Annotated in this window: 11 protein-coding genes and 2 tRNA genes; all 13 read left to right on the top strand. The window is 47.2% G+C overall.

The window, feature by feature from the left end; genetic code table 11:
* The first annotated feature begins 2 nt into the window (after positions 1 to 2).
* Positions 3 to 1,337: a phosphoglucosamine mutase gene (gene glmM, locus QJR74_RS13215; protein WP_304372264.1), complete on the top strand. Its 1,335-nt coding sequence runs from the start codon at positions 3 to 5 to the stop codon at positions 1,335 to 1,337.
* Between the two features lie 249 nt (positions 1,338 to 1,586).
* Positions 1,587 to 1,922 carry a preprotein translocase subunit SecG gene (gene secG, locus QJR74_RS13210; protein WP_304372263.1) on the top strand — a complete coding sequence of 112 codons (336 nt, stop codon included), beginning with the start codon at positions 1,587 to 1,589 and terminating at the stop codon, positions 1,920 to 1,922.
* Positions 1,923 to 1,949: 27 nt separating this feature from the next.
* Positions 1,950 to 2,037: transfer RNA gene (locus QJR74_RS13205), tRNA-Leu, on the top strand.
* Between the two features lie 527 nt (positions 2,038 to 2,564).
* Positions 2,565 to 2,641 (top strand) — tRNA-Met (locus QJR74_RS13200).
* Positions 2,642 to 2,836: 195 nt separating this feature from the next.
* A complete protein-coding gene (gene rimP / locus QJR74_RS13195) occupies positions 2,837 to 3,289 on the top strand; it encodes a ribosome maturation factor RimP (protein WP_304372262.1) in 453 nt (150 codons plus the stop codon).
* Between the two features lie 24 nt (positions 3,290 to 3,313).
* Positions 3,314 to 4,801 (top strand): transcription termination factor NusA, encoded by a 1,488-nt coding sequence (gene nusA, locus QJR74_RS13190; protein WP_304372261.1) that lies wholly within the window; start codon positions 3,314 to 3,316, stop codon positions 4,799 to 4,801.
* Positions 4,802 to 4,819: 18 nt separating this feature from the next.
* Positions 4,820 to 7,498, top strand: coding sequence for a translation initiation factor IF-2 (gene infB, locus QJR74_RS13185; RefSeq protein ID WP_304372260.1), 2,679 nt, complete (start codon positions 4,820 to 4,822; stop codon positions 7,496 to 7,498).
* Positions 7,499 to 7,564: 66 nt separating this feature from the next.
* Positions 7,565 to 7,969, top strand: a complete 405-nt coding sequence (gene rbfA, locus QJR74_RS13180) for a 30S ribosome-binding factor RbfA (RefSeq protein WP_048911405.1) — start codon at positions 7,565 to 7,567, stop codon at positions 7,967 to 7,969.
* Positions 7,969 to 8,913: a tRNA pseudouridine(55) synthase TruB gene (gene truB / locus QJR74_RS13175; RefSeq protein WP_304372259.1), complete on the top strand. Its 945-nt coding sequence runs from the start codon at positions 7,969 to 7,971 to the stop codon at positions 8,911 to 8,913. The genes rbfA and truB overlap by 1 nt, the downstream gene beginning before the upstream one ends.
* A 106-nt stretch (positions 8,914 to 9,019) precedes the next feature.
* Entirely contained in the window at positions 9,020 to 9,289 is a 270-nt protein-coding gene (gene rpsO / locus QJR74_RS13170) for a 30S ribosomal protein S15 (protein WP_048911407.1), read from the top strand.
* A gap of 301 nt (positions 9,290 to 9,590) precedes the next feature.
* Entirely contained in the window at positions 9,591 to 11,729 is a 2,139-nt protein-coding gene (pnp, locus tag QJR74_RS13165; RefSeq protein WP_304374052.1) for a polyribonucleotide nucleotidyltransferase, read from the top strand.
* A gap of 115 nt (positions 11,730 to 11,844) precedes the next feature.
* Positions 11,845 to 12,729, top strand: a complete 885-nt coding sequence (nlpI, locus tag QJR74_RS13160; RefSeq protein ID WP_304372258.1) for a lipoprotein NlpI — start codon at positions 11,845 to 11,847, stop codon at positions 12,727 to 12,729.
* A 102-nt stretch (positions 12,730 to 12,831) separates the two neighbouring features.
* Positions 12,832 to 12,888: a protein YrbN gene (gene yrbN / locus QJR74_RS15230; RefSeq protein WP_157725418.1), complete on the top strand. Its 57-nt coding sequence runs from the start codon at positions 12,832 to 12,834 to the stop codon at positions 12,886 to 12,888.
* The last annotated feature ends 7 nt before the right edge of the window (positions 12,889 to 12,895 follow it).

Here is a 12,895-nt window from a genome sequence, read left to right as displayed (position 1 = left end):
TCATGAGCGAACGTAAATATTTTGGTACCGATGGTATTCGCGGCAAGGTTGGCGAATCGCCAATAACGCCTGATTTCGTCTTAAAATTAGGCTGGGCCGCCGGTAAAGTACTTGCCGGACAAGGTTCCAAAAAAGTCATTATTGGCAAAGATACCCGAATATCTGGATATATGTTGGAGTCTGCTTTGGAAGCAGGCCTGGCGGCAGCTGGATTATCTGCTGCTTTCACTGGGCCGATGCCGACGCCAGCAATTGCCTATTTAACACGGACGTTCCGCGCGGAAGCCGGGGTAGTAATATCTGCCTCTCATAACCCATTCGATGACAATGGGATTAAATTCTTTTCGACCGAGGGGACGAAACTCCCTGATGAAGTCGAAGCCGCGATCGAAGCCGAAATTGAGAAAGAGATTACTTGTGTGCCCTCAGCGGAGCTAGGACGTGCGAGTCGTATTGTGGATGCAGCAGGACGATATATTGAATTTTGTAAAGGGACCTTTCCCAGCGATCTTAGTTTGAATCGTCTAAAAATTGTCGTCGACTGCGCCAATGGTGCGACATACCATATTGCGCCGAATGTGTTGCGTGAGCTTGGTGCTGAGGTGATTACCATTGGTGCCTCACCAAATGGAATGAATATCAATAAAGAGTGTGGTGCGACAGATTTAGGTCAACTCCAAAAGAGAGTATTAGCGGAAAAGGCCGATCTCGGTATTGCGCTCGATGGTGACGGTGACCGTATTATGATGGTTGACCATTTGGGGCAGACGGTTGATGGCGACCAGATCCTTTATATCACCGCCCGCGAACGTTTACGACAAGGTAATCTACGCGGCGGTGTCGTCGGTACATTAATGAGTAATATGGGGCTAGAGCTCGCCCTGAAGCAATTAGGTATTCCTTTTGAGCGAGCGAAAGTCGGTGACCGTTATGTATTGGAGAAGCTGAAAGAACGCGGATGGCTGGTTGGAGCAGAAAATTCTGGGCATGTTATTTTACTCGATAAAACGACGACCGGAGATGGCATCATCGCGGGTTTACAAGTCTTAACGGCAGTTGTCGGGAATAAGTTATCCCTACATGATTTATGTAGCGGTATGAAACTGTTGCCACAAGTTTTGGTCAATGTACGTTTCTCCGCGGGTAGCGATCCGCTTCAACATGATGATGTACTGGCTGCATTGCACCAAGCGGAGCAGCAACTGGCTGGCCGTGGGCGGGTATTGTTGCGTAAATCAGGTACTGAACCGTTAATTCGCGTAATGGTAGAGGGCGAGAATAAAGAAGAAGTGACAGAATTAGCCCAATCAATCGCGGAAATAGTGAAGCGCTTGTAGCGCTTCTTTTTACCGCAAAAAACTGTTTTGGCCCCAATATTTCGTTATGAAGTGCAGTAACCCCACTGTATTCGTAAACCCTTACGAGCGGTTTGCTGCTTTTTTCCGCGATCAAAACCGGCAACGTAAATTGCACTTGCAGAGTGCGTTGCCTTTGGTTAGTATTCACATCCTCTTCAGGGGAGTTCTTTCCTTGTGAAGGTAGATGCGTTTTAAATGTACGATTACGTACAAGGAAACAGGTTAATTATGTACGAAGCTCTTTTAGTTATTTTCCTGCTAGTCGCTATTGCGTTAATCGCTATGGTGATGTTACAGCAAGGTAAAGGCGCTGATATGGGAGCATCTTTCGGTGCAGGTGCCTCTGGAACATTATTTGGTTCAAGCGGTTCAGGTAATTTCCTGACACGTATGACCGGTATTCTTGCTGCGCTGTTTTTCATTATTAGCCTGGTGCTTGGTAATCTAAACAGTAATAAAACACATAAAGGCAGTGAGTGGGATAATTTGAGTGCTCCAGCTAAGACTGAGCAAACTCAACAGCCAGCGAAAACCTCTTCGCCAGCGAGTGATATCCCGCAGTAACGCCAACTGATTGCAAGTATCAGCAGTGCCGTGGTGGTGGAATTGGTAGACACGCTACCTTGAGGTGGTAGTGCCCAAATAGGGCTTACGGGTTCAAGTCCCGTCCTCGGTACCAATATTGAGAAAAAAGACGCTTAATAGCGTCTTTTTTTGTTTGGGTAGTATTTATGAATAAGTCATGACCCTGCATTATTCAGTGACTGCTACGAATCACAATATGGCCACTCCTCCTTTCTATTTGCTTTCTCAACCCTCTTTAGTCCCTTGATCCTATTTTTTACTTAGGCCGTCAACGAAGTAAAACGCAACAGATACTCATTAATCCGTTCTTAGATGATCAATGCGTCAAGGTCCTTGGCGATAAAGTCAGTGGGAAAACGGTTCGATAGTACGTTATGGACAGGGGACTTAACATTAATGATGAATCGCTTACCCTAAAGCGTGCTGTGGCAAGATTAAGGTGGAATACATCGGTACTTACTCTTTCTTGTGATTTGCATGGGTCGTTTGTTTAGCCACCTTTTGTCGAAAAGTAGATTAAGCGCGTTGAAGGTATCTTCGAATTCAGCTTTCAGTGCATGGCGCCCGCAGTTAAATTTGCTTTTGTGCTCGTCTAGGCGTAATATTGAGCTGTTTTTCGGACGCGGGGTGGAGCAGCCTGGTAGCTCGTCGGGCTCATAACCCGAAGGTCGTCGGTTCAAATCCGGCCCCCGCAACCATTTTCCTAGTTCTTTTTCCAAATCGACGTCGTTAAAACGACGGGTTTTAGAAAAATGTCTATCGAAAATGGCTCCTGTCCTTCGACAGGCCCATACAGGATTCTGATTAAAACCCCGATTTTTCGGGGTTTTTTATTATCAGAAAAGCGTTGTTATACTGGGCGTTAGCCCTTTTTTTATGTCTTGGGGGTGGCTTTGTCCACGTTAGAACAAAAGTTAACAGAGTTGATTACCGCGCCAGTTGAAGCACTGGGGTATGAATTAGTGGGCATAGAGTTCGTGCGGGCTCGCACTTCTACACTTCGTATTTATATTGATAGCGAAAATGGTATCAATGTTGACGACTGTGCCGATGTCAGCCATCAAGTCAGTGCTGTCATGGACGTAGAAGATCCAATTACGGTGGCGTATCACCTTGAAGTATCCTCCCCGGGACTGGATCGACCATTATTTACCGCAGCGCATTATGAACGTTTCGCTGGCCAAGATGTCAGTGTGGTACTACGTATCGCTGTACAAAATCGTCGCAAATGGCAGGGGACTATCAAATCCATAGAAGGTGAGATGGTCACATTGTCGGTTGACGGCAAAGACGAAGTGTTTGCACTGAGTAATATTCAGAAAGCAAATATTATCCCTCGTTTTTAAACGTTCTGATTGAGGCTAACCAGGATGAATAAAGAAATTTTAGCGGTTGTTGAAGCCGTTTCGAATGAAAAAGCCCTGCCGCGTGAGAAAATTTTTGAAGCATTAGAAAGCGCGCTGGCGACAGCAACTAAGAAAAAATACGAACAAGAAATCGAAGTTCGCGTTGAAATCGATCGTAGAAGTGGCGATTTCGATACGTTTCGCCGTTGGGTGATCGTCGACGAAGTGACAATGCCGACCCGCGAAATTACGCTTGATGCGGCCCGTTTCGAAGATGAAAGTCTGCAGCTTGGTGAATATGTTGAAGATCAAATCGAATCAGTGACCTTTGACCGCATCACGACGCAAACCGCAAAACAAGTTATTGTTCAAAAAGTCCGTGAAGCAGAACGCGCGTTAGTGGTTGATCAATTCCGTGAGCAGCAGGGTGAAATCATTACCGCTATTGTCAAGAAAGTGAATCGCGATAACATCATTCTTGACCTCGGTAACAATGCTGAAGCCGTGATTTTACGTGAAGATATGCTACCACGTGAAAACTTCCGTGCGGGTGATAGAGTGCGCGGAGTGCTATATGCCGTTCGTCCTGAAGCGCGCGGTGCTCAACTGTTCGTGACCCGTTCTAAACCAGAAATGTTGGTCGAACTGTTCCGTATCGAAGTACCAGAAATCGGTGAAGAAGTCATCGAAATTAAAGGTGCAGCCCGTGATCCTGGGTCACGTGCGAAGATTGCGGTGAAAACTAACGATAAACGTATCGACCCAGTCGGCGCTTGTGTAGGAATGCGTGGTGCACGTGTTCAGGCTGTTTCAAGCGAATTAGGCGGTGAGCGTATTGATATCGTGCTGTGGGACGATAACCCTGCGCAGTTCGTGATCAATGCTATGGCTCCAGCGGATGTCTCTTCAATCGTTGTTGATGAAGATAACCACACTATGGATATCGCCGTTGAAGCGAGTACCTTAGCACAAGCTATCGGCCGTAATGGCCAAAACGTTCGTTTAGCTTCTCAACTGAGTGGTTGGGATCTGAACGTCATGACGGTAGAAGATTTACAAGCTAAGCACCAGGCAGAGGCACATGCCGCGATTGCGACCTTTACCAAATATCTTGATATTGATGAAGAGTTCGCCACTGTGCTTGTTGAAGAAGGGTTCTCTTCTCTCGAGGAATTGGCTTACGTTCCAGTAGACGAATTACTGGAAATTGATGGCCTTGACGAAGAGATGGTAGAAGCTTTGCGTGAACGCGCTAAGAATGCGTTGACCACCTTAGCCCAAGATTCTGCTACTGGCGGAGCCATCAAACCCCCTGCAGAAGACCTGCTGGGCTTAGAAGGCATCACTCCAGATTTAGCAAATCGTTTAGCGGCTATTGGTGTTTCCACCCTGGAAGATCTTGCGGAGCAAGGTGTTGACGATCTAGCAGATATCGAACAACTGGACGAAGAAAAAGCCGGTACGCTGATTATGGCGGCTCGTAATATCTGCTGGTTTGGCGACGACGCATAACAAACAGGAAGGAAAAGCATGACTGATGTAACAGTAAAAGCGCTGGCAACACAACTGAATACTCCGGTCGATCGCTTAGTTCAGCAATTGGCTGATGCGGGTATTCGTAAATCCGATAACGATTCTGTGACGCAAGAAGAACAAGACACCTTGCGTGCTCATCAGAAAAATACAGCGTCGAGTAAATTGACGCTTCAACGTAAAACTCGTAGTACGCTTAACGTGCCAAGTACCGGTGGAAAAAGTAAGTCGGTGCAGATTGAAGTCCGCAAAAAACGCACTTATGTGAAAGAAGATGCTGAAGCTGAGCGTAAAGCGCAAGCTGAGGCTGAAGCGCAAGCACAGCGTGAAGCGGAAGAAAAAGCTAAGCAGGCAGCAGAAGAAGCTAAGCAAGCGGCTGAAGAAGCGAAGCGTAAAGCGGAAGAAAAAGCTAAACGTGAGGCGGAAGAAGCCGCTAAGCGTCAGGCGGTGGAATCAAATAAAGTGACCCAACAGAATCAAACTATGAATAAAGACGCACAGTCCGAAAAAGCACGCCGCGAAGCTGAAAATGCTGAGCTGAAGCGTAAAGCTGAAGAAGAAGCGCGCCGTAAAATTGAAGCGGAAGCACAGCGTGTAGCAGAAGAAGCACGTCGTCTTGCTGAAGAGAAAGGCGAAGAGTGGGAAAAAGCGAGTCAGAAGACCGAAGAGGAAACTGACTATCACGTAACGACTTCACAACATGCTCGCCAAGCTGAAGACGAAAACGATCGTGAAGTTGAAGGTGGTCGTGGTCGTGGTCGTACGGCAAAAGCTCCTCGTGCAAAGAAAGGTAACAAGCACTCTGAAGCGAAAACCGATCGTGAAGAAGCCCGTGCTGCGGGACGCGGTGGTAAAGGTAAACAGCGCGGTAAGAGTTCGCTGCAACAAGGCTTCAACAAGCCAGCACAAGTTGTAAACCGTGATGTACAAATTGGTGAAACTATCACTGTTGCAGAACTGGCGAATAAAATGGCCGTTAAAGGCTCGCAAGTTATCAAAGTGATGATGAAAATGGGCGCAATGGCGACCATTAACCAAGTTATCGACCAAGAGACTGCACAGCTTGTGGCGGAAGAGATGGGCCACAAAGTTATTCTACGTCGTGAGAACGAGTTAGAAGAAGCAGTAATGAGCGACCGTGATACCGGTACAATGGCTGAATTAGAGCCACGTGCACCGGTTGTCACCATCATGGGCCACGTTGACCACGGTAAAACCTCGTTACTGGACTACATCCGTTCAACGCGTGTTGCCTCTGGCGAAGCCGGCGGGATCACCCAGCATATCGGTGCTTACCACGTTGAAACCGATAACGGTATGGTCACCTTCTTAGATACTCCGGGACACGCCGCGTTTACCGCAATGCGTGCACGGGGTGCTCAAGCGACTGATATTGTTATCCTCGTTGTGGCGGCTGACGATGGCGTGATGCCGCAAACGATTGAAGCGGTTCAGCATGCGAAAGCGGCGAACGTTCCGGTTATCGTTGCGGTCAACAAGTGTGATAAGCCAGAAGCTGATCCGGACCGTGTGAAGAACGAACTGACCCAATTCGGTATCGTGCCGGAAGAGTGGGGCGGCGAAAATATGTTTGTTAACGTCTCTGCGAAAGCCGGTACTGGGATCGACGATTTACTGCAAGCAATCCTGTTACAAGCCGAAGTCCTTGAGCTGACGGCTAACCGTAACGGTATGGCAAGCGGTGTTGTTATCGAATCTTTCCTAGATAAAGGTCGTGGCCCAGTTGCAACCGTACTGGTTCGTGCGGGAACCTTGAATAAAGGGGATATTGTACTGTGTGGCTTCGAATATGGACGCGTCCGTGCGATGCGTGATGAACTCGGCCGCGAAGTGATGACTGCAGGTCCATCTATTCCTGTAGAAATCCTCGGTATGTCAGGGGTTCCAGCTGCAGGTGACGAAGCGACTGTTGTCCGTGATGAGAAAAAAGCACGTGAAGTTGCGTTATATCGCCAGGGTAAATTCCGTGAAGTTAAGTTAGCTCGCCAGCAGAAATCTAAGCTGGAAAATATGTTTGCTAACATGACTGAAGGCGATGTCTCTGAACTGAATATCGTTCTTAAAGCAGACGTTCAAGGTTCTGTTGAAGCGATCAGCGATTCACTACTGAAACTGTCTACTGACGAAGTTAAAGTGAAAATCGTCGGTTCAGGCGTAGGTGGAATCACCGAAACAGATGCGACCTTAGCAGCTGCTTCTAATGCGATTCTGGTCGGATTTAACGTTCGTGCAGACGCTTCAGCGCGTCGCGTGATCGATACCGAAAGCTTAGACCTCCGTTACTACTCGGTCATCTATAACCTGATCGACGAAGTGAAAGCGGCAATGAGCGGTATGTTGGCGCCAGAGTACAAGCAACAGATCATCGGTCTGGCACAAGTTCGTGATGTCTTCAAATCACCGAAATTCGGTGCGATTGCCGGTTGTATGGTAACTGAAGGGATCATCAAGCGTCACAACCCTATCCGTGTTCTACGTGATAACATCGTTATCTATGAAGGCGAACTCGAATCATTACGTCGCTTCAAAGATGACGTCAATGAAGTGCGTAACGGCATGGAGTGTGGTGTTGGCGTGAAGAACTACAACGATGTCCGTGCAGGCGACCAAATCGAAGTGTTTGAAATTATTGAAATCAAACGTACTATCGATTAATTGTTAGCGAAGCTAGCAGTATTTGGGAGGCCTTTGGCCTCCCGAATTGTTTGAAAGGAAGAAAAAATGGCAAAAGAATTTGGACGCTCTCAGCGCGTCGCTCAAGAATTACAAAAAGAGCTGGCAGTTATCATCCAACGTGAAATTAAAGACCCGCGCGTGGGCATGATGGTCACCGTATCAGGTGTTGAGGTCTCTCGTGATCTCGCTTATGCAAAAGTATTCGTGACATTCTTAAACGACAAAGATGAAGATGCCGTGAAGCAAGGCGTCAAAGCACTACAAGATGCTTCTGGCTTTATTCGTACTTTACTGGGTAAAGCGATGCGCCTGCGTATCGTTCCTGAACTGACATTCTTCTACGACAACTCTTTAGTAGAAGGGATGCGTATGTCGAATCTAGTGACTAGCGTTGTGAACAAAGATAACGAACGTCATGTGGATGAGAAGAGCGAGGATAAGGAGGACTAATGGGTCGTCCACGTCGTCGCGGACGCGATATTCATGGCGTGCTGTTGCTGGATAAACCGCAAGGCATGTCATCGAATGATGTCCTTCAGAAAGTTAAAAGACTCTATAACGCAAACAAAGCGGGTCATACTGGCGCTTTAGATCCTTTGGCAACAGGAATGCTGCCGATTTGCTTGGGTGAAGCGACAAAATTCTCGCAATATCTACTCGACGCGGATAAGCGATATCGTGTGATTGCTCGGTTAGGGCAACGTACGGATACCTCTGATGCTGACGGCAATATTGTCGAAGAACGGCCGATTCAGTTTACGTCGCAGCAGCTCGCGCAAGCCTTGGAACATTTCCGTGGTGATACTCAGCAAGTGCCGACGATGTTCTCTGCGTTAAAATATCAAGGTCGCCCTCTCTACGAGTATGCACGGCAAGGAATGACTGTACCTCGTGAAGCTCGTCCGATCACAGTGTATGAACTTTTGTTTATTCGCTGGGAAGGTGAAGAGTTGGAGCTGGAAATCCACTGCTCAAAAGGCACCTATATTCGTACCATCATTGACGATTTAGGTGAGCGATTAGGCTGTGGAGCGCATGTTAGTATGTTACGTCGCCTACAAGTCGATCGTTATCCGGCGGAGAAAATGGTCACGCTGGCACAATTGCAACAATGGGTAGCCGATGCTGATACTGCAGGCACCTCTGCCGCCGAGCAACTCGATCCATTACTTTTACCTATGGATACTCCCGCTGCGGCGTACCCAATGGTTAGCCTACCGCAAGTCAGTAGTCACTGGTTTAAATTGGGGCAAGCCGTGCAGGCTTCTGGCGCTCCGAGTGATGGGCTGGTACGAGTATTTGAAATGGAAACGGATAAGTTTCTCGGTATGGCGCAGATCGACGACCAAGGTCGTGTTGCCCCGAAACGTTTAGTGGTGGAATTTCCTCTCTGAGGCGTTTGCACTCTGACGTAGCGCAGAGTAGAATGTCTGCGCTAAAAGTGAGTCGCTGAATTAGAGATCGGCGGTTCGAATTCATTTAAATTTATTGGAGTATATTATGTCTCTAAGCGTAGAAGCTAAAGCTGAGATCGTTGCTAAATATGGTCGTGATGCTAACGACAGTGGTTCAACTGAAGTACAAGTTGCACTATTAACTGCTCAAATCACTCACCTGCAAGGTCACTTCTCTGAGCACAAGAAAGATCACCACAGCCGTCGTGGTCTGCTGCGTATGGTTTCACAACGTCGTAAGCTACTGGATTACCTGAAGCGTAAAGATGTTAAGCGTTACACTGACCTGATCGCAAGCCTAGGTCTGCGTCGCTAAGTTAAAAAATCTTTACGCGAAACTGCCTTGTATTTATACAAATTGCAGAATCAATGTTAAGATTACAATGCACTATGTGTGTAAGGGGCCTACATGGCCCCTTTTTTTGAATATTAGTTGTCCATTTTGTAACAGGCACTAGGGTGTTATACTGTTATTCAGTGAAAGAAAGTTGCACGATTCGCGCGGCTAATGACAGGACTTAACGCGTTATTGAGTCTTACCATTAGTCGCGAGGATGCAAACTATTCACATTGACGATGACTTATTTGCGTTACTCTCCTCGATAAAGGAAACGATTTTGCTTAATCCGACAATTCAAAAATTCCAATACGGTCAACATACCGTTACCATCGAAACCGGCATGATGGCTCGCCAAGCGACCGCAGCGGTGATGGTAAGCATGGACGATACTTGTGTATTCGTTACTGTTGTAGGCCAGAAAAAAGCGAAAGCTGGTCAAGACTTTTTCCCACTCACGGTGAACTATCAAGAGCGTACCTACGCAGCGGGCCGTATTCCGGGAAGCTTCTTCCGCCGTGAAGGTCGCCCAAGCGAAGGCGAAACATTAATTGCTCGCCTGATCGACCGTCCAGTGCGCCCATTATTCCCAGAAGGGTTCGTTAACGAAGTACAGGTTATTGCAACTGTTGTTTCGGTAAACCCACAAGTTCACCCTGATATCGTTGCGATGATCGGTGCCTCTGCAGCGCTATCGCTGTCAGGCATCCCATTCAACGGTCCTATTGGTGCTGCACGTGTTGGTTACATCAATGATCAATATGTTTTAAACCCAACGGCTGAAGAGCTGGCGACCAGCCGCTTAGATTTAGTCGTCGCGGGAACTGAAAACGCAGTATTGATGGTTGAATCTGAAGCTGAAATCTTGTCAGAAGATCAAATGCTGGGTGCGGTAGTTTTCGGTCACGACCAACAACAAGTTGTTATTGAGAACATTAAACAACTGGTCGAGAAAGCGGGCAAACCACGTTGGGATTGGCAGCCAGAAGCCGCTAACGAAAGCCTTAACAGCCGTATCGCGGCATTGGCAGAGAGCCGTTTAAGCGAAGCTTACCGTATTACCGAAAAACAAGAGCGTTATGCTCAAGTTGATGTCATTAAGAGCGAAACAACCGCAGCTTTATTAGCAGAAGATGAAAGCCTAGACGAAGGTGAAATCAGCGATATCCTGCATGCGATCGAGAAAAACGTGGTACGTAGCCGTGTCTTGAACGGTGAACCACGTATTGATGGTCGTGAGAAAGATATGGTTCGTGGACTTGATGTTCGTACCGGTGTACTGCCGCGTACTCACGGTTCATCGCTGTTTACCCGTGGTGAAACTCAGGCATTAGTGACTGCAACCTTAGGTACAGCGCGCGATGCGCAGAGCTTGGATGAGCTGATGGGCGAAAAATCAGACTCCTTCTTGTTCCACTACAACTTCCCTCCGTATTCTGTCGGTGAGACGGGAATGGTCGGGTCACCTAAGCGTCGTGAAATTGGTCACGGTCGTTTAGCGAAACGTGGCGTATTAGCCGTGATGCCTAAGCAAGATGAATTCCCGTATACCGTTCGTGTGGTATCAGAGATTACTGAATCAAACGGTTCTTCATCAATGGCCTCTGTATGTGGCGCATCACTAGCACTGATGGATGCAGGTGTACCGATTAAAGCAGCGGTAGCCGGTATCGCAATGGGCTTAGTAAAAGAAGATGAGCGTTTTGTTGTCCTGTCTGACATCTTAGGTGATGAAGACCACCTTGGAGATATGGACTTTAAAGTTGCAGGAAGCCGTGAAGGTATTACTGCGCTACAAATGGATATCAAAATTGAAGGTATCACTCGCGAAATCATGCAAGCAGCCCTAAGCCAAGCGAAAGGTGCTCGTTTACATATCCTGAGTGTGATGGAAGAAGCGATCGGTACTCACCGTGGTGATATCTCTGAGTTCGCTCCTCGTATCCACACTATCCGTATCAGTCCTGACAAGATCAAGGACGTGATCGGTAAAGGTGGTTCAGTTATCCGTGCGCTGACAGAAGAAACGGGTACAACGATCGAAATCGAAGATGATGGTACTGTCAAAATTGCTGCGACAGATGGTGATAAAGCGAAAGAAGCGATTCGTCGCATCGAAGAGATCACCGCTGATATCGAAGTTGGCCGTATCTATAATGGTAAAGTTACTCGTATCGTTGACTTCGGTGCATTCGTCTCGATCGGCGGCGGTAAAGAAGGTCTGGTACACATTTCTCAAATCGCCGATAAGCGCGTAGAGAAAGTCTCTGATTACCTACAAATGGCGCAAGAAGTGCCGGTTAAGGTCTTAGAGATCGATCGTCAAGGCCGCGTACGCTTGAGTATGAAAGAAGCTATGGAAAAGCCACAAGCTGAAGCATCTGAAGCGACCGACGCGCCAGCGACTGACGCAGAATAATCGTCGTCTACCTTCCTGCTTCATTATAGAAGCAGGATTTATTTTTTAAGGTGTCACAGTATTGAGACACCTTATTGTTGACTGCATCCGCATGCTGGTACCTGGGAGTGGAAGAATGAAGCCTTATTTACGCTGGGGTTTTATTGCGACAGCTTTGTTGCTGGCTGGATGTAGCAACGCAAATTGGCGTAAGGACGAGGTATTAGCCGTTCCTTTGCAGCCTACCTTGCAACAAGAAGTGATGCTGGCACGTATGGAACAAATACTTGCCAGTCGTTCACTGACAGAAGATGAACGCGCACAGTTGTTATATGAGCGCGGAGTGTTGTATGATAGTCTAGGTTTGCGGGCATTAGCGCGGAATGACTTTTCCCAAGCATTGTCCATAAGACCTGATATACCTGAAGTCTTCAATTATTTAGGTATTTATCTTACGCAGGCAGGCAACTATGATGCTGCCTATGAAGCGTTTGATTCTGTACTGGAGCTTGATCCAACTTACAATTATGCGCATCTTAACCGTGGCATCGCGTTTTACTATGGTGGACGGTACAAGCTAGCGCAAGATGATCTGCTGGCGTTTTATCACGACGATCCCAATGACCCTTTTCGGAGTTTATGGCTTTACTTGGCGGAAGAAAAATTAGATGCCAACAAAGCAACGTCTGCATTGCAACAACGTTATAATGCGGCGAAAAGAGATCAATGGGGATGGAAAATAGTCGAATTCTACCTGGGAAAAATCAGCGAAAAGCAGCTGATGCAGAGTCTTCAGGAAGATGCTACGGATAACACCTCGCTCGCTGAACATCTCAGTGAAACCAACTTCTATTTAGGTGAACATTACCTAAGTCTGGGGGAGAAGGATAACGCAGAAGCGTTATTCAAACTGACGGTCGCTAACAATGTGAATAACTTTGTTGAGCACCGATATGCATTGTTGGAGCTGGCGCTACTTGGCCAAGCACAAGACGACTTATCAGAATCTGACCAGCAATAGCTGACAAAACTCTTCATCTAGGAATTAATTTTCCATCATCCTTATGGGATGAGGGTGTTTTTTTGTCAAAAACTTCTAATTTGAGCCGGTTCACACTTATCAATGAAAAGACCTGAAAGTTTTCATGACGAGTTATGTAGACTGGCCGCCGCAATCTAAGAGGCAC

Source organism: Tatumella ptyseos (genome assembly GCF_030552895.1).
In the GTDB taxonomy this organism is placed as follows: Bacteria; Pseudomonadota; Gammaproteobacteria; order Enterobacterales; family Enterobacteriaceae; genus Rosenbergiella; species Rosenbergiella ptyseos_A.
This window is presented reverse-complemented; position numbering and strand designations above follow the sequence as displayed.

Excerpts from the sequence above, each read along its gene's own strand:
- truB (WP_304372259.1), top strand. The coding sequence starts at position 7,969 with ATGGGTCGTCCACGTCGTCGCGGACGCGATATTCATGGCGTGCTGTTG.
- rbfA (WP_048911405.1), top strand. The coding sequence starts at position 7,565 with ATGGCAAAAGAATTTGGACGCTCTCAGCGCGTCGCTCAAGAATTACAA.
- glmM (WP_304372264.1), top strand. The coding sequence starts at position 3 with ATGAGCGAACGTAAATATTTTGGTACCGATGGTATTCGCGGCAAGGTT.
- infB (WP_304372260.1), top strand. The coding sequence starts at position 4,820 with ATGACTGATGTAACAGTAAAAGCGCTGGCAACACAACTGAATACTCCG.
- nlpI (WP_304372258.1), top strand. The coding sequence starts at position 11,845 with ATGAAGCCTTATTTACGCTGGGGTTTTATTGCGACAGCTTTGTTGCTG.
- rpsO (WP_048911407.1), top strand. The coding sequence starts at position 9,020 with ATGTCTCTAAGCGTAGAAGCTAAAGCTGAGATCGTTGCTAAATATGGT.
- nusA (WP_304372261.1), top strand. The coding sequence starts at position 3,314 with ATGAATAAAGAAATTTTAGCGGTTGTTGAAGCCGTTTCGAATGAAAAA.
- secG (WP_304372263.1), top strand. The coding sequence starts at position 1,587 with ATGTACGAAGCTCTTTTAGTTATTTTCCTGCTAGTCGCTATTGCGTTA.